This window comes from Arthrobacter sp. SDTb3-6, from assembly GCF_013376095.1.
Taxonomy (GTDB): Bacteria; Actinomycetota; Actinomycetes; order Actinomycetales; family Micrococcaceae; genus Specibacter.
Window position 1 is genome coordinate 1 of record NZ_JAAMFN010000004.1, and the last position, 23,367, is coordinate 23,367.

Consider the following 23,367-nt stretch of genomic DNA (forward strand, 5'->3'; position numbering starts at 1 on the left):
GGGGAAGACGGGCACCAGGGCGGCCCGGCCGCCGTCGTGCGCAAAGGCATCCAGGAACAGCCGCGGCGTCCCCGTGCTGCCGGCGGGGTAGGGCCAGTAGGCGGCCTCCCCGGCGTCGAGCATGGCATAGTCGATGCCCGAGTAGTCCGCCGGACCGCCGGCCGACGCCGCCCGCAGCTCGGTGAACACGGCCTCGGGATCATCGCTGAAGGTGGACGGCGCATCGAGCCGGGCGGCCAGCTCCGCCATGATCCACAGCTCGGAGCGTGCCCCGGGCGGCGGCGCGGCGGCGGACCGGCGGCGCAGCACGCGGCCCTCGAGGTTGGTCACCGTGCCGTCCTCCTCGGCCCACTGCAGCACGGGCAGCACCACATCCGCCAGGGCCGCCGTCTCGGACAGGAAAAAGTCGCACACCACGAGGGCGTCCAGGCTGCGCAGGCGCTCAATGACCCGCGCCGCGTCGGGCGCCGACACCGCCGGGTTGGCGCCGTGCACAAGGAACGTCCGGACCCCGCCGGGCCGTCCCAGCGAGGCCAGAAGCTCGACGGCGGGAATACCCGGCCCGGGGATCGCCGCTTCCCCGACGCCCCAGACGCGGGCGACATGGGCGCGGGCGGCCGGGTCGGAGATCTTGCGGCAGCCGGGCAGCTGGTCCGCCTTCTGGCCGTGTTCGCGCCCGCCCTGGCCGTTGCCCTGCCCCGTCAGGGTGCCGTAGCCGCTGTATGCCGAGCCGGGAAGGCCCAGCAGCAGGGCCAGGTTGATGGCGGCCGTGGCGGTGTCGGTGCCGTCCACGTGCTGCTCCACGCCGCGGCCGGTCAGGATGTAGCTGCCGCCGCGGCGGGCGCCCTCGGCCAGCAGCCGGGCGGTTTCGCGCAGCTGCGCCACGGGCACGCCGGTGGCGGCGCTGGTGCGTTCGGGCCACCACGGCGCCACGCTGCGGGCCAGCGCGGCGTAGCCGGTGGTCCTTTGGGCGATGTAGGCCGTGTCCGCCAGGCCCTCGTGGATCACGATGTGGCACAGGCCCAGCAGCAAGGCCAGGTCGGTGGCCGGGACGGGCTGGAGGTGGAGGCCGGCGCCGTCGGCCGTGAAGTCGGCGGTGGCGGTGCGGCGCGGGTCCACCACCACCAGGCCGCCGGAGGCCCGGGCGCCCTGCAGGTGCTGCACGAACGGGGGCATGGTCTCGGCAACGTTGGAGCCCAGCAGCAGGACGGTGTGGGCGCCGTCCAGGTCCTGCACGGGGAACGGCAGCCCCCGGTCCAGGCCGAAGGCGCGGGTGCCGGCCGCCGCAGCCGACGCCATGCAGAACCTGCCGTTGTAGTCGATCCGTGACGTTCCCAGCGCCAGCCGGGCGAACTTGCCCAGCTGGTACGCCTTCTCGTTGGTGAGCCCGCCGCCGCCAAACACGCCGACGGCGTCCGCCCCGTGGGCGGCCCGGGTCGCCGTGACCTGGGCGGCCACCCGCGCCAGTGCCGCGTCCCAGCTGGCGGGACGGAGCACGCCGTCGTCCGCCCTCAGGAGGGGGGTGGTGAGCCGTTCCGGGTGGCCCAGGAGCGCGGCGGACGACCAGCCCTTGCGGCAGAGCCCGCCGCGGTTGGTGGGGAAGTCGCGGCCGGCAACCTCCGGCCCGCCGGCCGCGGGGGTGAGCGTCATGGCGCACTGCAGCGCACAGTACGGGCAGTGCGTGGGGGTGCCCATCAGATCCCGGCCAGGGACGCGGCGGGTGAGCGGCGCAGGTAGGTAAACCAGGTCACGGCCATGAGCAGCAGGTACGCGGCCACGAAGCCGGTGAACGCACCCGCATAGCTGCCCGTGGCCAGGCGGGAGGCGTTGAGGACCTGCGGGACCAGGAAGCCGCCATACGCGCCCAAGGCGGAAATCAGGCCCAGTGCGGCCGCGGCCCGGCGTGCCGGGCCTCCGCCCGGGCCTCCGCCCGGGCCTCCGTCCGGGCCTCCGTCCCGGCTGCGCGAGCGGAGGGCGAAGACGACCGGGATCATGCGGTAGGTGGAGCCGTTGCCCGCCCCGGCGGCCGCGAACAGCACCAGGAACAGGGCGATGAACAGCGGGAAGCTGCCCAGGGGGAGGGTGAGCAGCTGGGCCAGGGCGGTCAGGGCCAGGATGGCGAAGCAGGCCACCGTGACACGGGCGCCGCCCCAGCGGTCGGCCAGCCTGCCACCGTACGGGCGGGCCAGCGAACCGACCAGGGCGCCCAGGAACGCCAGCGAGATGGTGGCGGTGCCCAGCGTGAACCCCACGTGCGGGCCGAAGGAGTCCACGATCAGCTTCGGGAATACGGCGGAGAAGCCGATGAACGAGCCGAAGGTGCCCACGTAGAGCAGTGCCAGGATCCACAGGTGCGGTTCCTTCAGGCAGGCCAGCGAGCCGGCGATGTCCGACGTGGCGCCGGAGAGGTTGTCCATGTATTTCCACGCACCCCAGGCTGCCAAGGCGATGAGCGGCACCCACACCAGCCCGGCCAGCGGCAGGCCCAGCGTGCCGGCGGCCAGGGCCGTGACGGCCACGGGGACCATGAGTTGTGCGACGGCGGCCCCCAGGTTTCCGCCGGCCGCGTTCAGTCCCAGCGCCCAGCCTTTTTCCCGGGCCGGGAAAAAGTGGGTGATGTTCGCCATGGAACTGGCGAAGTTGCCGCCGCCCAGCCCGGCCAGCGCGGCCACGGCCAGCATCACGCCGAACGGGGTTCCGGGGTTGGCCGTGCAGGCCGCCAGGCCCAGTGTGGGCACCAGCAGCAGGAGCGCGGAGGTGATGGTCCAGTTGCGCCCGCCAAAGCGGGCCACCATGAAGGTGTAGGGGATGCGCAGCGTCGCGCCCGTCAGGGACGGCATGGAGATCAGCCAAAAGAGTTCGGCGGAGCTGAAGTGGAAGCCGGCCGCGGGCAGGTAGACCACCACGATCGACCACAGCTGCCACACCACAAAGCCCAGGAATTCGCAGGCGATGGACCAGCGCAGGTTCCGTGTCGCGATGGCGCGGCCGCCGCCTTCCCACTGCTGCGTGTCCTCGGCGTCCCAGCCGTGGATCCAGCTGCCCTTGGTGCGCGGCCAGCCCACACCTGCAGCCGGGGCTGTGGCAGCGGGGGCCGGCCCCGTTGTTGCGTCGACGTTCACGTGTGACCTCCAGCGTTGACAACAGTTGCTGCCATTGACGCTATGGGTCCGCCGTTTCCGGGGCGGTCACCCGGTGTGAACTCGCTGTGACATCTCCCTCACCGGGCCGCGGCCGGTGCCGTGAGGGCGTGCGCCCCCGTCCGGCGCCCGCGTCAAGGGCGGTCCATATGATGAGATGGATTGTCCATTGCTTGGACAGGATTGGATAGGATCAAGGAACAAGGGTGTGGGTGGGGTCCTTGTGCGGCCCGCAGCGCCCGCACAGGATCCATCCGAAAGTCACTTTTATGAGCACCCCCTCCACCGCGGAAACCATCGCGGTTCCCACGGCCAACTCGCGCGGCCGCGTGATCGTGGCCAGCCTGATCGGCACCACGATCGAGTTTTACGACTTCTATGTTTACGCCACGGCTGCCGTGCTGGTCTTCCCGGCACTGTTCTTCCCCAACGCCGACGCCACGACGCAGCTGCTGAGCTCCTTCGCCATCTTCGGCGTGGCCTTTGTGGCCCGCCCGCTGGGCTCCATCATCTTCGGCCACTTTGGCGACAAGGTGGGCCGCAAGGGCACCCTCGTGGCGTCGCTGCTGACCATGGGCGTCGCGACGTTCCTGATCGGCTGCCTGCCCACCGCACTCGTGCCCGGCTGGACGTTCTGGGCGCCGGCACTGCTGGTGGTCATGCGCTTCATGCAGGGCCTGGCCCTGGGCGGGGAGTGGAGCGGCGCCGCACTGCTGGCCACCGAAAACGCCCCCGCGGGCAAGCGCGCCATCTGGGGCACCTTCCCGCAGATGGGCGCCCCCATCGGCTTTATCCTGGCCAACGCCCTGTTCCTGGGCATGAGCTTCGGGCTGAGCACCGCCCAGTTCACGGCCTGGGGCTGGCGCATCCCGTTCCTGCTCAGCGCCGTGATGGTCATCATCGGACTGTGGGTCCGCCTGAAGCTCGTGGAAACCCCCGCCTTCCAAAAGGTCATCGACCAGGGCGAGGTCACCAAGCTGCCCGTGGGACGCGTGTTCAAGACGAGCTGGCGCCCGCTGGTCCTGGGCACCTTCGTCATGCTGGCCACGTACGTGGTCTTCTACCTCATGACCACCTTCACGCTCTCCTACGGGACCGCACCGGCCACGCTGGAGGCCGCCAAGGCCAAGGCCGCTGCCGCCGGGAAGACCATGACGCCGGACGCCATCAACAACTTCGTGGCCGGGCTCGGGTATGGCCGCAACGAGTTCCTGATCATGCTCATCGTCGGCGTGGTGTTCTTTGGCATCTTCACGCTGGTGGCGGGCCCGCTGGCGGAAAAACACGGCCGCCGCAAGATGCTGCTGTGGGTCACCGTGGCGATCATCGTCTTCGGTTTCACGTTTGTGCCGCTGTTCGGCGCCGGCACCGTGGGCGTCATGGCCCTGCTGATCATCGGCTTCACCCTCATGGGTCTCACCTTTGGGCCGATGGGTGCGCTGCTGCCGGAGCTGTTCCCCACGAACGTGCGCTACACCGGCTCGGCCGTCAGCTACAACCTCTCCAGCATCCTCGGCGCGGCGCTGGCACCGTTCGTGTCGGTGGCCCTGTGGCAGTCGGCCGGCGGCAGCACCGTGCTGGTGGGCCTGTACCTTTCGGCCATGGGCGTGCTGACACTGATCGCCCTGCTGGTCATGAAGGAAACCCGCGACCTGGAGTACGTCTCCAACGTCAGCTGACTTCCGCCCTACGCAACTGGGTCGCAGTTGTTACCGTTTTTGCCCGGTTTTCGGGGCGATTTCGGTAACAACTGCGACCCAGTTGGGGGTTAAGGGGGCTAGTCCTCGATGGTGGCCAGGACGGCGCCCGCGGAGACGGTGTCCCCGGCGGCCGCGCTGAGCCCGGTCACGGTGCCGGCGCGGTGTGCGGTGAGCGGCTGCTCCATCTTCATGGCCTCCAGGACCACGATCAAGTCGCCCTCGGCCACCACGTCGCCGTCCGCCACGGCCACCTTGACGATGGTGCCCTGCATGGGCGAGGTCAGGGCGTTGCCGTTGGCGGCGGCCGGGCCGGCGGTGCGGTTGCGGCCGGCCTTCTTGGCCTTCTTGGCCGCGGCTGCGCCCGAGCCGCCCCCCACGGAGAACGACGCCGGCAGCGTCACCTCAAGCCGTTTGCCGCCCACCTCGACGGTCACGCTCTGGCGCGTGCCGGCGTCGTCCGCGGAACCACCGGCGGAGGCGGGGTCAAAGGCGGGGATGTTGTTGCTGAATTCGGACTCGATCCACCGGGTGTGGATGGTGAACGGGGCGCCGCCGGCGGGGGCGAAGGCGGGGTCCACCACCACGGCGCGGTCGAACGGCAGCACGGTGGGCATGCCGCCGATCTCCATTTCGGCCAGGGCGCGGGCGGACCGCTGCAGGGCCTGTTCGCGCGTGGCGCCGGTGACGATCAGCTTGGCGAGCATGGAGTCGAAGTTGCCGCTGACCACCTCGCCCACGGTGATGCCGGAGTCGACGCGCACGCCGGGGCCCGTGGGCAGCGCCATGCTGGTGACCGTGCCCGGTGCCGGCATGAAGCCGCGGCCCGGGTCCTCGCCGTTGATGCGGAATTCAAAGGAGTGGCCGCGGACTTCGGGGTCGCCGTAGCCGAGGTCCTCGCCGCGGGCAATGCGGAACTGCTCGCGCACCAGGTCGATCCCGGAGACTTCCTCGGAGATGGTGTGTTCCACCTGCAGGCGCGTGTTGACCTCCAGGAAGGAGATGGTGCCGTCCGTGCCCACCAGGAACTCACAGGTCCCGGCGCCAATGTAGCCGGCTTCCTTCAGGATCGCCTTGGACGCTTCGTACAGCCGGCGGTTCTGGTCCCCGGACAGGAACGGGGCCGGGGCCTCCTCCACGAGCTTTTGGTTCCGGCGCTGCAGCGAGCAGTCCCTCGTGGACACCACGACGACGTTGCCCGACGCGTCCGCCAGGCACTGGGTCTCCACGTGGCGGGGTGCATCGAGGAAGCGCTCCACAAAGCACTCGCCGCGGCCAAACGCCGCCACGGCCTCGCGCACGGCGGATTCGTACAGTTCGGGGATTTCCTCGCGGTCCCGGACCACCTTGATGCCGCGCCCGCCGCCGCCGTAGGCGGCCTTGATGGCCAGGGGCAGGCCGAATTCGTCGGCGAAGTCGAGGACTTCCTGGGTGGATTCCACGGGATCCTTGGTGCCCGGGACCAGGGGTGCGCCCACCTTTTCGGCGATGTGGCGGGCCTTGACCTTGTCGCCCAGGGAATCGATGGCCGCCGGCGGCGGGCCGATCCAGACCAGGCCGGCGTCGATGACCCTTTGGGCGAACTCGGCGTTTTCGGCCAGGAAGCCGTAGCCGGGGTGGACGGAGTCGGCGCCGGAACGGCGGGCCACGTCCAGGATCTTGTCCATGACGAGGTAGGACTCCGCAGCCGTGGTGCCGCCGAGGGCGAAGGCCTCGTCGGCCATGCGCACGTGCAGGGCCTCCCGGTCCGGGTCAGCGTACACAGCCACGGAGGCGATGCCCTCGTCGCGGGCCGCCCGGATGATGCGGACGGCAATTTCGCCGCGGTTGGCGATCAGGACTTTGCGGAGCAGGCTTGCGCCCGCCGGCTGTGAGTTGGTCACACGAGACTCCTTCTATTCTTCAGTGAGCCTAGCCTGATTGTGAGGGTTTGGCCCATGCACCATGGCGTTTCGGCGTGTGAAGCGGCCGTGTTTTGTGGGGTTCCTACAAAATGGTCATTCCGGGTAGCCGTTCCTGCCCGGTGCGACGGCGGCGCACACGGGAACGCTTCGCCGCCGGCAATCCGTCGCCGCGTGTCCAGGTGCTGTGACCAGGCCACCTGCCCGGCTGGAGTGGGCGTGACGGAGGCGCGGGGGAACTTGCCCATGAACGCCTTATTGATCTTGACAAATCCGGCATGCTCCAGGTGGGGCAACTGCTTGCCCGACACGGAGCCCACCTGGATGGCGATGCGGAGGTCCCTGGCATCCATGGATTCGGTGTGCGCCAGGGCCGCCGCAATGGACAACCTGACGGGCTGGTGCAGGACCCCACTGATCTCGTGGCGGGCGTGCCCAGGCGGCCCCGGGGCACAACCCGCGGCCAGTTGTGCCCCAGGTGCTCCCGGGGCACAACCTGCGGCGAGTTGTGCCCTGCGCGAAAGTGACGGCCGGGCCGGGCGCAGCAATGGGCGGTTCAGGCCCAGAAGTCGGTGATGGACACCCCGGCCTGCGCCATGAGCCGGCGCAGCGTGGAAATGGACAGGCCCACCACGGTGTGCGGATCACCCTCGACGCCTGAAATGAACGCGCCGGCCAGGCCGTCGATCGTGAACGCGCCGGCCACCTGCAGCGGCTCGCCGGTGGCCACGTAGGCCTCGATCTCCGCGTCCGAGATGTCCTCAAACTTGACCACGGCGCTGGTGACCTCCCCGCGCCCGGCCGGGGCGCCGGCGCGGTCCGTGGCGGGCCGGGCCGAAACGAGCCAGTGGCCGGTGTGGAGGATGCCGGAGCGGCCGCGCATCTGCCGCCAGCGCCCGCGGGCCACCTCCGGCTCCCAGGGCTTTCCGTAGGCCGCGCCGTCCAGCTCAAAGACGGAATCACAGCCCAGGACCAGGCCGCCGGGGGCCGCGGCGGCCACGGCTTCGGCCTTCGCCCGGGCCAGCAGAAGCGCCGTCGCGGCAGGGGAGAGCGGCCCTGCGGCGGCCGTCGCAGCGTCCTCGTCGACGTTGGAGACGAGCACGCGGTGGGCAATGCCGGCGTCGGCCAGAAGCTTGGTGCGGGCGGGGGAGGCGGAGGCCAGAATGAGGGAGGAAGTCATGGCTCCAGCCTAAATGGCGCCGCGGGACGGTTTGACGGCACGTGGTGAACGGTGGTTCACTGGATTGGTGAATGCGCGTTCACCAATCCCCCAACCCGTGAAGGAAGCCTGTGCCGTCCCACCTGGCCGTCAGTGAAGAACCCAGCCCCTCCGGAAGGACCGCCGGAAGGACCTCCCGCAGGAGCCCGCGCAAGGCGGCCGCCCCCAAGCGCACCTCGCTCGTCATCACCATCCTGTGCCTGGCCGGAACCGTGGTGGCCCTCCAGCAGACCATGGTGGTGCCGCTGCTGCCGGACTTTCCCCAAATCCTGCATACCTCGGCGGACAACGCCTCCTGGCTCGTCACCGTCACCCTGCTCACCAGCGCCATTGCCACGCCCATCATTTCCCGGCTCGCGGACATGTTCGGCAAGCGGCGCATGATGGTGGTGGCCATGGTGACGATGGTGGTCGGTTCGGTCATCGCGGCGGCCGGCGGGTCGTTCGTGATGCTGCTGATCGGCCGCGGCTTCCAGGGCCTGGCCGCCTCCCTCATTCCCGTCGGCATCAGCATCATGCGCGACGAACTGCCGCGTGAAAAGGTCGCCTCCGCCGTCGCCCTCATGAGCGCCACGCTCGGGATCGGCAGCGCACTGGGCCTGCCGCTGGCCGGGGTGATCTACGAATCCCTGGGCTGGCAGGCCATCTTCTGGATCTCCGCCGGCATCGGGGTGCTGCTCATCGTGGCCGTGGTGGCCATCGTGCCTGAATCGGCCGTGCGCACACGCGGAAAGTTCGACGCCGTCGGCGCGGCACTGCTGACGGCCGCCCTGACCGCGCTGCTGCTGGCCATCTCCAAGGGCGGGGAATGGGGCTGGACCAGCGAGCCGGTGATCCTGCTGTTCATCGGCACCGTGGTGTTCCTGGCCCTCTGGTTCCCCTACGAACTGCGCGTCAGCCAGCCGATGGTGGACCTGCGCACCTCCGCCCGCAAGCCTGTGCTGCTGACCAACATCGCCTCGATCCTGGTCGGATTTTCCATGTACGCGAACATGCTCAGCACCACCCAGCAGCTCCAACTGCCGGGCGTGGGCGGCTACGGCTTCGGCCTCAGCGTGGTGGTGGCCGGGCTCTGCATGATCCCCTCCGGCCTGGCCATGGTGGCCCTGGCCCCGGTCTCGGCGGCGATCACCAAGCGGTACGGCGCCAAGATCACGCTGATCGCCGGCTCATTGGTGCTGGCCGTCTCCTACGTGGCGCGCGTCTTCTTGACCGGCGAGGTGTGGATGGTGATCCTCGGCGCCACGGTGGTCAGCATGGGCACGGCCATTGCCTACGCCGCCATGCCGACCCTGATCATGCGCTCGGTGCCGATCACGGAAACCGCGTCCGCGAACGGACTGAACTCGCTGCTGCGCGCCGTCGGCACCTCCACCATGTCCGCCGTCGTCGGGGCCGTGCTGACCTCGGCCGTGGTCCATGTGGGCCCCCTCGCGCTGCCCACCGAGAACGCGTTCAAGGAAGTGTTCTGGTACGCGGCCATTGCGGCCCTGCTCTCCATCGGCGTCTCCGTGTTCATCCCGCGCGTCCAGACGGCCCCGGGGCTGGCCGGCGGAACGTCCACCGGGATGTACGACGCCGGTGCCCCGGCGGGTGCCGCCGGTGCGGCCCGCGGCGCAGGGCTCCCGGCCGCCGTCGCCCACCCTGTCGCCGCGGCGGACGGACGGGACGCGGGGGAGAAAAGCGAGATCGTGGTCAGCGGGACCGTGGTGGGCGCCGGGGGCACCCCCATCCGCCAGGCCGTGGTCAACGCCCTGCACACGAACGGCGAACCCGCGGACTGGAGCCGGGCGGACAACGCCGGCCGCTACTCGCTGGTCCTGCCGGCGTCCGGGCGCTACCTGATTGTCTCCAGCGCCGACAGCTGGGCCCCCAGCTCCCGCGTCCTGGACTTTGCCGACTCCTCCAACACGGAGGACATCGAGCTCACGCTCCGGCTGACGCTGTCCGGCACGGTGGTGGACGGCGGCCTCCCGCTGGACCACGCCCTGGTCACGCTGACCAAGGCGAGCGGGGAATTCGTCATGTCCACGTTCAGCGACGCCCAGGGACGGTACGAGGTCCCGCTGCCCGCCGCCGGCAGGTACATCCTCACGGGCCTGGAGCCTGAAGGCCTGCGCAGCCTGTCCATGCAGCTGTCCCTGTCGTCGCGGTCGGCCGTGGTGGACCTGGACCTGGGCGGCAGCCCGGAACCGGCCATGGTAGCCGGTGCCCGGGCGGGCGCCTGATGGCCCGGCCCAGCACGCGGGAGGCGGTCATCCACGCTGCGCGGCAGCTGTTTGGCGAGCGCGGCTACACGGCGGTCACCGTCAAGGACGTGGCCGCGCTCGCCGGATACTCGCCGGCCATGGTCATGAAGGTCATGGGCAGCAAGGCCAAGCTTTATGCCGCCGCCGCCCCTGAAGTCCCCAGCTCCGACGTCGTGACTGAGTTCGACGAGCCGCTGGGGTTTGCGCTGGTCCGCAGGATCCTGCGCCGGCGCCGGCAGGGCGAACCGGAGCCGTGGTCCATGGTGCCGCTGCTGGTACAGGACGCCCCCGACCAGGAGGCGGCCCGGGCCGAACTCCGGGAGCGGTACACCAGCTGGATGGCCGCGCAGATCGGCGACACCTCGCCGGCACGGCAAAAGTCACAGCTGGTGGTGTGCGTGGTCATGGGCCTGGGCGCCGGCATCCGCGTGTTGGGCCTGCTGGACGGGAGCGACATTGCGGAGGAGGAACTCATCCAGCACTACGGCGCCATCATCCAGGGGATCGTCGACGAGCCTGCGGGGGAGTGATGGCCCGCCGCCGCAGCGGCGTCCGGATCGGAACTATTTTGGTATGAATCGGCGGCGCCGCCCGCCTGCCGCCGGCCCGGGTCATTGGATAGGGTGGGCACATGGATAATTCCGCACGCCTGTACCCTGACTTGTCCCGCCTTGGCCGGGAAACCGAGATGTTCATGGCCACCGTCGAGACGTTGTCCGACGCCGAGATGACGGCCCCGTCCCTCTGCGCCGGGTGGACACGGGCGGATGTCATTGCCCACATCACCTCGAACGGCCACGCCATCGCCAAGCTCATTGACTGGGCCACCTCGGGCGAGCCGCAGCAGCTCTACGCCTCAAGCGAGGCACGGGCGCAGGAGATCGCCGAACTTGCCGCCCTGCCCCGCGTGGAACTGCTGGGCAGGCTGCGCGAGTCCGCCCAATTCTTTGCCGAGCAGGCCAAGCGGCTGGAAGGGGAGCTGGCGGTCGAGGAAGTGGACCTGCACGGCAAAAAGATTCCGGCGACCTCCATCGTTGCGCTGCGCATTGCCGAAGTCGTGGTCCACCACCACGACCTGGACACCGCCTGGACCATCGCCGAGGCCGATCCCGACTCGGTGCTCAACGCCGTCGAGGCCGCCGTCCGCACCATGCGTGCCAAGGGTGCGCCGGGGATGACCCTGACCACGGAGGAAGGCGAGGAATGGGTGGTCGGCGACGGCGCCCTGCGGGTTTCCTCCGACCGCGAAGGAATGCTCGAATGGCTGGCCCGCGGCGCCGCCGGCAACGTGGATGCTGACGGTCCGCTACCCGTGCTGCCCGCCTGGTAGGAGCTGCTGCGCCGGGCCGATCCGCCCCCGAATCCGGCCCCGGTCCGGAATCCGGCCCCGAATCCGGCCCGATACGGAACCGGCGGTGCAGCTAATGCGGGCAGATCAGTTGTCGGCCCGCATTAGCTGCACCATCGATCCGGCTGCACCATCGATCCGGCTCAGCGCGCCGCGGCGGGCTCCGTTTCGGAAACCCGGGCCCCGGCGCCACCGGTTTCAGCCAGCGACACCAGCTTGGCCCCTTCCACATCCACATCCGGCAGGATCCTGTCCAGCCACTTCGGGATCCACCAGGCCGACTTGCCCAAGAGGTGCATCGCGGCGGGGATGATGGTCATGCGGACCACGAACGCATCGACCAGCACCCCGAAGGCCAGCGCGAAGCCGAGCGGGCGCACCATGGTCAGGTGGGAGAAGATGAACCCGGAGAACACGCTGGTCATGATGATGGCCGCGGCCGTGACCACGGGCGCCGCATGCCGGAACCCGGTCCGGACGGCCTGCTTGGCGGACTGGCCGTGGACGAAAGCCTCACGCATGCCGGAGGCGATGAACACCTGGTAGTCCATGGCCAGGCCAAACAGGACGCCGATCAGGATGATGGGCAGGAAGCTGAGCACGGCGCTGGGGTTGGCCACGTCAAAGATGCTGCCCAGCCAGCCCCACTGGTAGACCGCCACCACGCCGCCGAAGGCTGCCACGAGGGACAGCAGGAAGCCGGCCGTCGCCAGGACGGGCACCAGGATCGAGCGGAATACCAGGATCAGCAGGATCAGGGACAGTCCGACGACGATGGCCAGGTAGGGCGGCAGCGCCGCGCCCAGCTTGGCCGAGACATCGACGTTTGCCCCCGTCTGGCCCGTCAGCCCGATGCTGACGTGGCTGGCGGCCTTGATGGCGGCACCCTCGCTGCGCAGGTCATGGACCACCTGGACCGTGCTGGCGCTGGCCGGTCCCTCGGCGGGGATGACCTGGTAGACGGCCGTGCGCAGGTTCTTGCTCACCGCGACGGGGATGGCGGCCTGGACGTTGGGGACCTTGCGCAGCTGGTCGGCCACGTCCAGGTTCAGCGCGGTGGCGCTTTGCTGGTCCAGGCCGGCCGGCAGCGAGCCGACCACGATGATGGGCCCGTTCATGCCTTCGCCGAAGTTGGCGCCGGTGATGGTGTACGCCTTGTAGGCGCTGGAGTCGACCGGTTCGGACCCGCCGTCGGGCAGGGCCAGGCGCAGGCCGGCCGCCGGGATGGCGACCACGGCCAGGGCCAGCACGGCGGTGACCAGGGAGATGACCGGGTGCCGGGTGACCAGCCCGCCCCAGCCGCGCCCGCTGCGGGACACGTCCACGGCGTCGTCGCGGGCGGCGGCATCGGTGGCGGACAGGCCGTCGGCGGCGCGCAGCTTCTCCGCGGCCGCATGCTTGGCCCAGGTGCGCCGGGAGATCACGCGCCGGCCCATGAGGGAAAGGATGGCGGGGGTGAGGGACAGCGCGATGAGCACCGCGACGGCGACGGTGGCGGCCGCGGCCAGGCCCAGGACGGTCAGGAACGGCAGCCCGGACACGGAGAGGGCTGCCAGGGCGATGACGACGGTCAGGCCGGCGAACAGGACGGCGTTGCCGGAGGTTCCGGTGGCCTTGGCGATCGATTCACGCATTTCCATGCCGGCGAGCAGCTGCTGGCGGTGGCGGTTGACAATGAACAGCGAGTAGTCGATGCCGACGGCCAGGCCCAGCATCAGGGCCAGCATGGGGGAGATGGAGGACATTTCGATGACGCCGGTCAGCGCCATGGTCCCGCCCACGCCGATGCCGACGCCGACCAGTGCCATGACCAGGGGCAGGCCCGCGGCAACCAGGGTGCCGAGCATGATGACCAGCACGGCGGCGGCAACGGCAATGCCCACCACTTCGGCCGTGCCGAACAGGGCCGAGACGTCCTCGGTGATGTCCTTGCTGTAGTCCACGGTCACGCCGCTGGACTTCAGGGTGTTCAGCTTCTCCTGCAACAGCTGCCGGTTGGCCGGCGTGACGGCGTTCATCGACTCGGAAAACTGCACCTGGCCAATCGCGGCCTTGCCGTTGTCGGAGACGAACTTCAGCCCGGAGGCCGCCTCGGCCGAGCGCCGGCCGGTGTCGAGTTCCGTTTTCTTCGCGGCCAGTTCCTTGGCGGAGGCGCCATACTTGGCCTGTCCGGCGGACAGCTGCTCCTGGCCGGCCGTCAGCTGCGCCTTGTTCGCGTCCAGCTGGGCCTGCGCGGCGGCGATCTGGGCGGAGGCGGCGGCGGCTTGCGGGGACCCGGCCGGCAGTGCGGCGGCCTGGGCCTGTTGGGCGTCCAGCTGCGCCTGCCCGGCACTGAGCCGGGCCCGGCCGGCGGCAAGCTGCGCGGCCGACGCGTCAAGCGTCTTTTTTGCGTCGGCCAGCTGGGCCTCGCCGGCGCCAAGCGCCTTGGCGCCCTCGGCCAGTTTCGCCTGCGAGTCCTTCAGGGCGGCCATGGTCTGGAACGGGTCGATCACGCCCTTGACGGTGGGTACGGACAGGGCCGTGGCGAGGGTGGTGGAGATGGCCTTTTCCTGGGCGGGCGTGAATGTCCGGCCGTCGGTGCTGGTGAAAACCACCGTGCCGGAGCCGCCGGACGCGTCGGGGAGGTCGGCCTTGAGCTTGTCCGCCATCTGCTGCGTCTCGGTGCCCGGAATTTGGAAGTTGTTGCTCATGGTGCCCATGAACAGCGCCGCGGCGCCGCCCACCAGGGCCGTGATGAGCGCCCACGCGACGATCACCAGCCACGCGCGGTGTGCGGAAAAGCGGCCAAGCCGGTAGAGCCAGAGAGCCATGTTGCGTCCTTCGAGTTGGATGGCCGGCGCGGGCAGGGCGCGGGCCGGGGTGAAAACCTAGTTGTTGAATCCGTTGCGGACCAAGGAAATGGTGGTGCCCAGCAGCTCCCGCAGGTGCGCCAGGGAGGCGGGGGAGATGTCGCTGCCGTGTTCCTGGAACCACACGCCAAACGCCGCCTTGCAGCTGCCGACGACGGCGCCCACGAGGGCCTGGATGTAGAGCTCGTTCGTGGCGGGTGGCAGGCGGTGGCGGGCGACGTCGGCAATCTTGCTGCTGCATTCCTCCCAGGCCTGCAGCTGGAACCTGCCCAGCTGGGGGTCCTGGGTCAGGGCGAACGTTTCGGCCAGCATGGCCAGGTCGGCGGCGCTGTCCACGGCGGAGAGGGCGTGCCCGGCCGATTCCAGGATTGGCTCGTCGGCGGGGCGGGACTCCAGTTCGGCGATCACGGTGTCGAGGTAGTTCTGGGTGAAGCTGGCGACGGCCGCCTCCACGGAGGAGAAGTAGTTGAAGAAGGTGCGCCGGGACACGCCGGCGGCGGCGGCGACGTCGTCCACCGTGAACTCGCTGAGCGACTTGGCGCGCAGGAAGGCCAGGGTGGCGTCGGCAATGGCCTCGCGCGTGGCGGCCTTGTTCAGTTCGCGGCGGGAGGTGGGGGCAGGCACGGTGGCCTGGGCGGGGACTGCAGCGGAATGTGTCACGTTCCTACACTAAGTGCAAGTTTGCACTGAATGCAAGTTAAGGTTTCCGGTCCGGGCCCTCCCGTCCGGCAGCCCGCCGCGACCCACGCAAAAAAGCCCCCGGGCGAACCGAAATGGTTCGCGCCGGGGGCTATTGTGGCGGCCTGGGCCGTGGGCGGCCTTAGGCGTTGGCGAGCTCGCGCGGGGAGCCGGGAAGACCGGCGTCGGACGCCTCGGAGCTGTCGTCGGCAAACGGGGTGCCATTGCGGGGCGCGTTGTACAGCCCCTCGTCGAGGATGCCCTGGCGCCTGGCGACGATGGTGGGCACGACTGCCTGCCCCGCCACGTTGACGGCGGTGCGGCCCATGTCCAGGATCGGGTCAACGGCCAGCAGGAGCCCGACGCCGGCCAGCGGCAGTCCCAGCGTGGACAGCGTCAGGGTGAGCATCACGACGGCGCCCGTGGTGCCTGCCGTCGCGGCCGAGCCCAGCACGGAAACCAGCACGATGAGCAGGTACTGGCCGAAGTCCAGGTGGATGCCGAAGAACTGGGCCACGAAGATGGCGGCAACGGCCGGGTAGACCGCGGCGCAGCCGTCCATCTTGGTGGTGGCCCCCAGCGGCACGGCGAAGGAGGCATAAGCCCGCGGCACACCCAGGTTGCGCTCGGTCACGCGCTCCGTCAGCGGCAGCGTGCCGATCGAGGAGCGGGAAACGAAACCCAGCGAGATGGCGGGCCAGGCGCCGGAGTAGTACTGCTTGATGGACAGCCCGTGGGACTTGACCAGGATCGGGTAGACCACGAACAGGACCAGGGCCAGGCCCACGTAGATGGCAATGGAGAACTTGCCGAGGGCGCCGATGGTGGTCCAGCCGTAGGTGGAGACGGCCTTGCCGATCAGGCCCACCGTGCCCAGCGGGGCCAGGCGGATGATCCACCACAGCACCTTCTGGATCACGGTGAGGGCGGAGCCGTTCAGCTTCAGGAACGGCTCGGCGGCCTTGCCGACCTTCAGCGCCGCAATGCCGATGGCAATGGCGATGACCAGTACCTGCAGGACGTTGAAGTTCACGCTCGTGGCGAGGGCTCCGCCGTCGCCGGCCTTGGTGGAGGCCGCCAGGCCCATGAAGTTCGACGGGATCAGGCCGGTGAGGAACGCCCACCAGTCGCCGGTCTTGCCGTCGTAGCCCTTCGGCGCGGCCTGGCCGGTGCCGGAGCCGGGCTGGAAGACCAGGCCCAGCACAATCCCGATGCTCACGGCGATCAGCGAGGTGATGGCAAACCAAAGCAGCGTGTTCCATGCCAGGCGGGCCGCGTTGGTCACCTGGCGCAGGTTCGCGATCGAGGAGACGACGGCGGTGAACACGAGGGGGACCACGGCCGCCTTGAGCAGCGAGACGTAGCTGGAGCCGATGACGGTCAGCGTGGCGGTGAGGGAGTTGGGGCTGGTCTCGGGGTCGCCGCCCAGGTTGCGGGCCACGAGGCCCAGGATGAGGCCGGCGATGAGGCCCGCAATGATTTGGATGCCGAAGTTGCCGGCCCAGCGGGGCAGGCGGGACACCTTCGGGGTGCTGGCGGTGGAAGTCATGGGTCAACGGTAGGCGCGGCACAATAGCACCCGATAATTTGTGTTTCCCTGTGTTACACCTGTGAATTCGCCTTTGTTACGCCCTCGGCACGTTGTTTGCGCGCGACGGGCGGGCCGCCGGGGCGGCGCCGTCGTGCAGCCGAGTCCCGGTGCGCCTCCGTGTCCAGGCCGCTGCCCCTGGCCAGCAGGGTGGGCAGGCGGGCCGGTTCGTCGCGCTGGGCTGCCGTCAGGGGTGCGGTCAGCCGCGCCTCGTGGTCCTTTGCCACGGTGCGCAGCCTGGCCGGCAACTCCCGTCCGGCATCGGTCAGGTGCAGTTCGCAGTTGCGGCGGTCCGTGTTGCTGCCCGTGAACAGCGCCGCGGCCGGCTCGACGCCGCCGTCAACAACTTGTCCGACGGCGGCAGGCCCCAACCCCGCCCACTGGGACGCGGCCGAGTTTGACAGCGCCCTCGAAGTGGATCTCCGGGGCGTGTTCCTGTGCCTGAAGCATCAGCTGCGGCTCATGCAGCACAACGCCGACGACGGCGCCATCGTCAACATGTCCTCCACCGCCGGTGAGCAGGGCGTCAGCGGGCTCGCCGGCCACGTGGCGGCGAAGTTCGGCAGCCGTGTGGTTGTGCTCGGCGCAGTCCGGCTTTGTCACCGCCACCGTCCTGCCCGTCGACCGCGGCCGGCGTTCGCGATCCACGGAGTCCGCCGTAGCTAAGAGCACCACCGCATTGCGCGCATCGGCAGGACCGGGCATCGGGCCCGATGCGGGCTTTGCGCAAAGGTTGCTGGGGCACAACCCGGGCTCGGTTCTGCCCCCGGTACCCCCGGGGCACAACTTGACCCGAGTCTTGCCCCATGGACAAGTCCACCGCCAGCGCCCACGCCCTAGCCCAGCAGCGCGGCCTTGAGCGTGTCGAGCCCCACGGAGCCCAGGTTCAGCGCCTGGGTGTGGAAGCCACGCAGCGAAAAGGCGGCGCCGTCCCGTTCGGCGCGGACGTCGCGGATCTCCTCCCACAGCCGCTGGCCGATCTTGTACGACGGCGCCTGCCCCGGCCAGCCGAGGTAGCGGTTGAATTCAAAGTCGAGCTGGCCGGCGGAGATGTCCAGGTTCTTGCGCAGGAACTCCAGCCCGGCGTCCGCGGTCCAGGTGCCGGAGCCCCACCGCTCCGGGACCGCCAGTTCCAGGTGCACGCCAATGTCAAAGACCACCCGCGCCGCCCGCATGCGCTGGGCGTCCAGCATGCCCATCCTGTCGCCCGGATCGGCCAGGAAACCCAGCTGGTCCATGAGCCGTTCGGCGTACAGCGCCCAGCCCTCGCCGTGCCCGGACACCCAGCAGACGTTCCGCCGCCAGTCGTTGAGCAGCCCGCTCTGGTAGGTGGCCGTGGCGATCTGCAGGTGGTGCCCGGGCACGCCCTCGTGGTAGACCGTGGTGGTTTCGGCCCAGGTGGTGAACGTGTCCTCGCCCTCGGGCACCGACCACCACATGCGCCCCGGCCGGGAGAAGTCCTCGGACGGGCCGGTGTAATAGATGCCGCCGTCCTGAGTGGGCGCGATCCGGCATTCGAGGGTGCGCATGATCTCCGGGATGTCGAAGTGCGTTCCGGCCAGGGCGGCCACGGCGGCGTCGGACTTTTGCTGCATCCACCCGGTCAGCGCCGCAGTCCCCTGGATCCGGCGGGCCGGGTCGGCATTGAGCAGCGCCTTGGCTTCCCCGATGGAGGCGCCGGGGCGGATCCGGTCCGCAACGGCCTCCTGCTCGGCGATGATCCGGTCCAGTTCCGCCACGCCCCAGGCATACGTTTCCTCCAGGTCGACGGCGGAGCCCAGGAATTCCCGCGACGCCAATGCATAACGTTCCCGGCCCACGGCGTCCCGTGCCGGGGCCTGGGGGAGGAGCTCCTGGCGCAGAAAGGCGACCAGGGTGCCGTAGGCGCCCCGGGCCAGCGCGGCGTTGGCGGCCAGCGCCGCGGCGAGGTCCTCCGGGAGGGAGGTGCCGGCGTCGCCCGTGCCGGCCTCCACCGCGTCCGGGGAAAGCGACGCATCGGCGGCCAGCCTGGTGAAAAAGCCGTCCGCGGCGGCGTGGCGTTCGCACTGCCCGATGACGGCGGCCACCTGCCGGCGTGCGGAGACCAGGCCCCGCGCGGCGCCGGCCCTCAGCGAGGCGATGTAGCCGTCCACGGCGGCCGGGACGTTGGCGAGCCGGCCGGAAATGTGCTCCCAGTGGGCCGTGGTGGCCGTGGGCATGAGGTCGAAGGTGGCGCGGATGCCCTGGGCCGGGGAGGCGATGTTGTTCAGCTCCGCCAGCGGCCAGCCGGTCTCCAGGGTTTCCAAGGCCAGGCCCAGGCGTTCGCGCATGGCGTGCAGGGTCACGGCGTCGACGCCGTCCACCGGTGCCAGGGCGGAAAGGCTGTCCAGGGCGTCGCGTGCGGCGGCGGCCTGCGCGTCGAACCCGGCCGGGGAAAAGTCCCGGTACTCGGTCTCCCGGCCGGCCATCCCCAGCTCCGTGGCGAAGCCCGGATCGAGTTCCAGCAGCTTCGCGGTGTAGGCGTTGGCGGCGTCGTCAATGGCGCTGGCCGGCCGGGCCAGGCGGGTCGGATCAGGTGTCATGCCCCGAGCCTACAGGCCCGTTTCGGCGGGCCTGCCGTCCAGCCGCCACCGGTGCTGACATACTGGGTTTCGTGTCCGGCCTCCAGGCAGTGGCAGTGATGTTCAGGAAGTCGCTGCGGCTCGATTTTTCCCAGTCCGACCCCGTGGTTGCGGCGCGCAACGCCTGCGGGGTCGCCATTCCGCTGCTCCTGGGCGTGGCGCTCGGCAACGTCCCGATGGCCGTGTTTGGCGCTGTCGGCGCCCTCTTTGCCTCCTTCGCCGACCGTCCCGGCAGCTACCGGCTCCGGCTGGCCAGGATGGGCGGGACGTCCGCGGCCGTGGGGATCGGCGGCGGGCTGTCGGTGCTGTGCGGCCGTTCGGTGCCCCTGTCGCTGCTGCTGGTGGCCGTGTTTGCCTTCACCACCGGGATGCTGCTTTCGCTCGGCATCAACGTGGCGCAGGTGGGGATCGCGGCCACGGCCGTGGCGATTGTGCTCAACCGCTTTCCGCTGCCACCGGCCGCCGCCCTGCAGGTCGCCGCCGTGGTGGCCGCGGCCGGGCTGGTGCAGAGCCTGCTGGCGCTCGCCGGCTGGCCGCTGCACCGCCATGCCCCCGAACGGGCCGTCCTGGCTGACCTCTACGCCGGGCTGGCCGGGCGCACCCGTTCGGAACATCCCAAGATGACGGCCCCCGGCGCCGGCGTGCTGCTGGAGAAGGCCCGGGCCACCATCACCGGGTTCGGCCACGGGCACGGCCCCAGCATGATGTCCTACCGCGGACTGCTGGATGAGGGTGAGCGGATCCGGCTGGAGGTCATGGCGCTGGGCTACTGCCTGGAGCGCTTTGACCGCGCCGGGAAGGCAGGGCCGTACGACGCCGTCCGCCGCCTCCTGCGCGAAGCCGGCCTGGCGCTGGACGGGGTGTCCGCCGCGCTGCGCAAGGGCGCCGTGTTCGAGGATGGCTCCCTGGCCAAGGTGGCGGAGGCGGCAGCCCGGCTGCGGGACGTCATGGACCGGCACCCGGACTCACCCACGGGCCGCTTTGCCTCGCTGCATGCCCGGGCGCTGGCCGGGCAGCTGCGTGCCTGCGCCCGCATGGTCACGCCCGGCGCGGTGGAGGGCCGGGTGGAAGAAAGGGCCAGCCGGGTGGGCGGGGTGCGGATCTCGCTGCAGGCGCCACTGCACATCCTGCGGGCCAACCTGCGGCTGGACTCCGCCGTGGCGCGGCACGCCATCCGGCTGACGGTGCTCGTGACGGCCACGGACTGGCTGGCGCGGATGCTGCCCGGCAGCGACCGGGGGTACTGGATTCCGCTGATGGTGCTGTTGCTGCTGCGCCCGGACTTTGCCGCCACCCTGCACCGCACCAGCTCCCGGCTGGCCGGCACGTTCGTGGGGCTGGGCGTCGGCACAGCCGCCACGTATTTGCTGGGCCACGGAAACCTGTACGCCATTGTGGCCCTGATTGTCCTCTTTGTCTTCGGGGTCCGGCTCTCCGGGGCGCCCAACGCGTTCTTCATGGGCATCTGGACCGCGGCGTACCTGGTGGCGCTGCTGGACCTGGCCGGGATTCCGGCGGCCTCGGTGGCCGTGCCGCGCCTGCTGGACACGGCCGTGGCCGGCATCCTGGCGGTGGCCGCCACCGTGGTGTGGCCGGCCTGGGAGAGGGGTTATTTGCCGGCCCGGATCGCCGAGCTGCTGTCGGCCTACCGGCGCTACCTCGTGGCCATCACGGACCTTGCGCCCAACAAGGAACGGATCGACGCCGCCCGCGTCAGCGCACGCCTGGCCCGGTCCAACGCGCAGGCGTCGCTGGAGCGCACGCAGGCCGAACCCGTGGCGGGGCAGGCCGCGCTTTTCACGGGCGAGGGCGTCCTGGTCCAAAGCCACCTGCTGGTCCAGGCCGCCATGGTGGTCGACGCCGCCCGGCTCTCGCTCCGGGCCGGCCGGCAGCCGGTGGAGGGGCTGATGCGCCAGCTGGCGCCCTTCATCGCCGACTGCGCCACCACGCTGGAAGCCTGCGAGACGGCGGTGGCCTCGGGAGGCCCTGCCCGCGGCGCCGTGGCCCTGCGCAATTCCTACCTGGCGTTGCGGGACACCATGGAACGGGACCCGGTCCAGGCCGAAACGGTGCAGCTGGCCGTGCTGGACGCGGCGGACAGGATCGCCAACTCCCTGGACACGATGGTCCACCTGCTCAAGGAGCGCGGCGCCCGCCAAAAGGCCCCGGCCGCCTGACATTTAGCGGGCCGAACGGCGCCAGGAACCGGCCCCGGGGCGCGGCGGCAGGTGCAGCTGGGCGCGCCGGGCCCAGGGCTGCGTGGCGGGCTTGGCCTTTTCGCGCGCGGCGCTTCCCTGCAGGGCCAGGACGACGGCGGTCACCGCCGCCAGTTCCTCGGCCGTCGGCTCGCCGCGGGTCACCGTGAGCAGCGGCTCCGCCGCCGGTTGGGCGTTGGCCGCCGCCGGTCGAGCCTGTCGAGACCCGGCCGCCTGGATTTCGGCAAGCCCAATCACCGGGGGCTCAGCCGGCTTGTCTGCTTCGTTCGTCACAGCGGGATGTTCCCATGCTTCTTGGCGGGCAGGCTGGCCCGCTTGTCGCGGAGGGCGCGCAGGCCCTTGATGAGCTGGATGCGGGTGTCGGACGGGGCGATGACGGCGTCAACATAGCCCAGCTCGGCAGCCTGGTAGGGGTTGAGCAGCTCTTCCTCGTAGCCGCGCACAATCTCCGCGCGGCGGGCCTCGACGTCGCCGCCGTCGGCCGCCACGGCGGCCAGGTCGCGGCGGTAGAGGATGTTCACGGCGCCTTGGGCTCCCATGACGCCGATCTGGGCGGTGGGCCAGGCCAGGTTCAGGTCGGCGCCGAGTTTCTTGGAGCCCATGACGATGTACGCGCCGCCGTAGGCCTTGCGCGTGATGACCGTCAGCTTCGGCACGGTGGCCTCGGCGTAGGCGTAGAGCAGCTTGGCGCCGCGGCGGATGATGCCTTGGAATTCCTGGTCCTTGCCCGGCAGGAAGCCGGGCACGTCCACGAGGGTGATGATGGGGACGTTGAACGCGTCGCAGTGGCGCACAAAGCGTGCGGCCTTTTCCGAGGCGGCAATGTCCAGGGTGCCGGCGAACTGCAGCGGCTGGTTCGCCACGATGCCCACCGTGTGCCCCTCGATCCGGCCATAGCCGATCATCACGTTCGGCGCGTAGAGGGCCTGCATCTCCAGGAAATGGCCGTCGTCCAGGATCTGCTCGATCACGGCGTGCATGTCGTAGGGGTGGTTGGCGGAGTCCGGGACCAGCGCATCCAGGGCGAGGTCGCCGTCGTCGGGCTCCAACTCCTGGTCGTGCTCGGTGACGGGGGCCTCGGCCAGGTTGTTCGAGGGCAGGAAGTCCAGCAGTTCGCGGACAAACTCAATGGCATCGGCCTCGTCGGTGGCCAGGTAGGTGGAGGTGCCGGTGTTGGCGTTGTGCTGGCGCGCGCCGCCGAGGGTCTCCATGTCCACGTCCTCGCCCGTGACCGCCTTGATGACGTCCGGGCCGGTGATGAACATGTGGGAGGTCTTGTCCACCATGACCACGTAGTCGGTCAGCGCGGGGGAGTAGGCCGCACCGCCGGCGCAGGGGCCCATGATGAGGGAGATCTGGGGCACGACGCCGGATGCGTGCACGTTGTTGCGGAAGATGTCCGCGAACATGGCCAGGGAGGCCACGCCTTCCTGGATGCGGGCGCCGCCGCCGTCGTTGATGCCCACCACGGGGCAGCCGTTGCGCAGCGCGAATTCCTGGACCTTGACGATCTTTTCGCCGTTGACCTGGCTCAGCGAGCCGCCGTAGACGCTGAAGTCCTGGCTGTACACGGCCACCAGGCGCCCGTCCACGGTGCCGTAGCCGGAGACCACGCCGTCGCCGAGGGGCTTCTTTTTTTCCATGCCAAAGGCGTGCGAGCGGTGCACGGCGAGGGCGTCGAATTCCACAAAGGAGTCCGGGTCCAGGAGCAGGTCGATGCGCTCACGGGCCGTGTGCTTGCCCTTGGCGTGCTGCTTCTCCACCGCCGCCTCGCCGGACGGCACCGCGGCCTGGGCCAGCCGGTCACGGAAATCGGCAATTTTGCCTGCTGTTGTCGAAAGGTCGTGGCTCATGTGTACTCCGGCTCGATAGGTGGCAGCTT

At 70.2% G+C, this 23,367-nt stretch carries 18 protein-coding genes; 6 read left to right on the forward strand and 12 right to left on the reverse strand.

Going from position 1 to position 23,367, the window contains the following annotated elements; all coding sequences use genetic code 11:
* Positions 1 to 1,695: molybdopterin oxidoreductase family protein (locus G6035_RS02710; protein WP_176615542.1), on the reverse strand; the 1,695-nt coding region annotated here is incomplete at its 3' end.
* Positions 1,695 to 3,122 carry an MFS transporter gene (locus G6035_RS02715; RefSeq protein WP_176615543.1) on the reverse strand — a complete coding sequence of 476 codons (1,428 nt, stop codon included), beginning with the start codon at positions 3,120 to 3,122 and terminating at the stop codon, positions 1,695 to 1,697. The genes G6035_RS02710 and G6035_RS02715, both read right to left, overlap by 1 nt.
* A 287-nt stretch (positions 3,123 to 3,409) precedes the next feature.
* Between G6035_RS02715 and G6035_RS02720 the strand changes: the two genes are divergently transcribed.
* Positions 3,410 to 4,819, forward strand: a complete 1,410-nt coding sequence (locus G6035_RS02720) for an MFS transporter (RefSeq protein ID WP_176615544.1) — start codon at positions 3,410 to 3,412, stop codon at positions 4,817 to 4,819.
* A 98-nt stretch (positions 4,820 to 4,917) separates the two neighbouring features.
* Here the strand turns inward: G6035_RS02720 and G6035_RS02725 are convergent, their stop codons facing one another.
* From G6035_RS02725 to G6035_RS02735, 3 genes are read right to left on the reverse strand one after another with little or no spacing between them, the layout of a single operon-like run.
* Complete coding sequence (locus G6035_RS02725; protein WP_176615545.1) at positions 4,918 to 6,720, reverse strand: biotin carboxylase N-terminal domain-containing protein; 1,803 nt, start codon at positions 6,718 to 6,720, stop codon at positions 4,918 to 4,920.
* Positions 6,717 to 7,286 carry a transcriptional regulator gene (locus G6035_RS02730; RefSeq protein ID WP_371130807.1) on the reverse strand — a complete coding sequence of 190 codons (570 nt, stop codon included), beginning with the start codon at positions 7,284 to 7,286 and terminating at the stop codon, positions 6,717 to 6,719. Before G6035_RS02730 ends, G6035_RS02725 begins: the two co-directional genes overlap by 4 nt.
* 8 nt (positions 7,287 to 7,294) lie before the next feature.
* On the reverse strand, positions 7,295 to 7,918 hold the full coding sequence (locus G6035_RS02735) for a nucleoside triphosphate pyrophosphatase (RefSeq protein WP_176615547.1): 624 nt from the start codon (positions 7,916 to 7,918) through the stop codon (positions 7,295 to 7,297).
* A 110-nt stretch (positions 7,919 to 8,028) separates the two neighbouring features.
* Between G6035_RS02735 and G6035_RS02740 the strand changes: the two genes are divergently transcribed.
* From G6035_RS02740 to G6035_RS02750, 3 genes are all read left to right on the forward strand, one after another.
* The gene (locus G6035_RS02740) at positions 8,029 to 10,185 is read left to right on the forward strand and encodes an MFS transporter (protein ID WP_371130808.1); all 2,157 of its coding nucleotides are present in this window, start codon (positions 8,029 to 8,031) and stop codon (positions 10,183 to 10,185) included.
* Entirely contained in the window at positions 10,185 to 10,736 is a 552-nt protein-coding gene (locus tag G6035_RS02745; RefSeq protein ID WP_176615548.1) for a TetR/AcrR family transcriptional regulator, read from the forward strand. Before G6035_RS02740 ends, G6035_RS02745 begins: the two co-directional genes overlap by 1 nt.
* Before the next feature lie 101 nt (positions 10,737 to 10,837).
* Positions 10,838 to 11,536 (forward strand): maleylpyruvate isomerase family mycothiol-dependent enzyme, encoded by a 699-nt coding sequence (locus tag G6035_RS02750; RefSeq protein ID WP_176615549.1) that lies wholly within the window; start codon positions 10,838 to 10,840, stop codon positions 11,534 to 11,536.
* Positions 11,537 to 11,697: 161 nt separating this feature from the next.
* On the opposite strand, the gene G6035_RS02755 is transcribed toward G6035_RS02750, so the two are convergent.
* The 4 genes from G6035_RS02755 to G6035_RS02770 form a co-directional block, all read right to left on the reverse strand.
* Complete coding sequence (locus tag G6035_RS02755) at positions 11,698 to 14,364, reverse strand: MMPL family transporter (protein WP_176615550.1); 2,667 nt, start codon at positions 14,362 to 14,364, stop codon at positions 11,698 to 11,700.
* Between the two features lie 57 nt (positions 14,365 to 14,421).
* Positions 14,422 to 15,063, reverse strand: a complete 642-nt coding sequence (locus tag G6035_RS02760; RefSeq protein WP_176615551.1) for a TetR/AcrR family transcriptional regulator — start codon at positions 15,061 to 15,063, stop codon at positions 14,422 to 14,424.
* 160 nt (positions 15,064 to 15,223) lie between these two features.
* A complete protein-coding gene (locus G6035_RS02765) occupies positions 15,224 to 16,630 on the reverse strand; it encodes a dicarboxylate/amino acid:cation symporter (protein WP_176615552.1) in 1,407 nt (468 codons plus the stop codon).
* A gap of 53 nt (positions 16,631 to 16,683) precedes the next feature.
* Positions 16,684 to 17,040 (reverse strand): hypothetical protein, encoded by a 357-nt coding sequence (locus tag G6035_RS02770; protein ID WP_176615553.1) that lies wholly within the window; start codon positions 17,038 to 17,040, stop codon positions 16,684 to 16,686.
* On the opposite strand from G6035_RS02770, the gene G6035_RS02775 reads away from it, so the two are divergent.
* Positions 16,976 to 17,335: an SDR family NAD(P)-dependent oxidoreductase gene (locus G6035_RS02775; protein ID WP_371130809.1), complete on the forward strand. Its 360-nt coding sequence runs from the start codon at positions 16,976 to 16,978 to the stop codon at positions 17,333 to 17,335. The two genes, G6035_RS02770 and G6035_RS02775, sit on opposite strands and share 65 nt — an antisense overlap.
* Before the next feature lie 170 nt (positions 17,336 to 17,505).
* On the opposite strand, the gene G6035_RS02780 is transcribed toward G6035_RS02775, so the two are convergent.
* On the reverse strand, positions 17,506 to 19,230 hold the full coding sequence (locus G6035_RS02780) for a DUF885 domain-containing protein (protein ID WP_176615555.1): 1,725 nt from the start codon (positions 19,228 to 19,230) through the stop codon (positions 17,506 to 17,508).
* Positions 19,231 to 19,301: 71 nt separating this feature from the next.
* Between G6035_RS02780 and G6035_RS20455 the strand changes: the two genes are divergently transcribed.
* Positions 19,302 to 21,446, forward strand: coding sequence for an FUSC family protein (locus G6035_RS20455; protein ID WP_176615556.1), 2,145 nt, complete (start codon positions 19,302 to 19,304; stop codon positions 21,444 to 21,446).
* Positions 21,447 to 21,449: 3 nt separating this feature from the next.
* On the opposite strand, the gene G6035_RS20460 is transcribed toward G6035_RS20455, so the two are convergent.
* Both G6035_RS20460 and G6035_RS02795 read right to left on the reverse strand, forming a co-directional pair.
* Positions 21,450 to 21,758 carry an acyl-CoA carboxylase subunit epsilon gene (locus G6035_RS20460; protein ID WP_371130810.1) on the reverse strand — a complete coding sequence of 103 codons (309 nt, stop codon included), beginning with the start codon at positions 21,756 to 21,758 and terminating at the stop codon, positions 21,450 to 21,452.
* Entirely contained in the window at positions 21,755 to 23,338 is a 1,584-nt protein-coding gene (locus G6035_RS02795; protein WP_176615557.1) for an acyl-CoA carboxylase subunit beta, read from the reverse strand. Before G6035_RS02795 ends, G6035_RS20460 begins: the two co-directional genes overlap by 4 nt.
* Between the last annotated feature and the right edge of the window lie 29 nt (positions 23,339 to 23,367).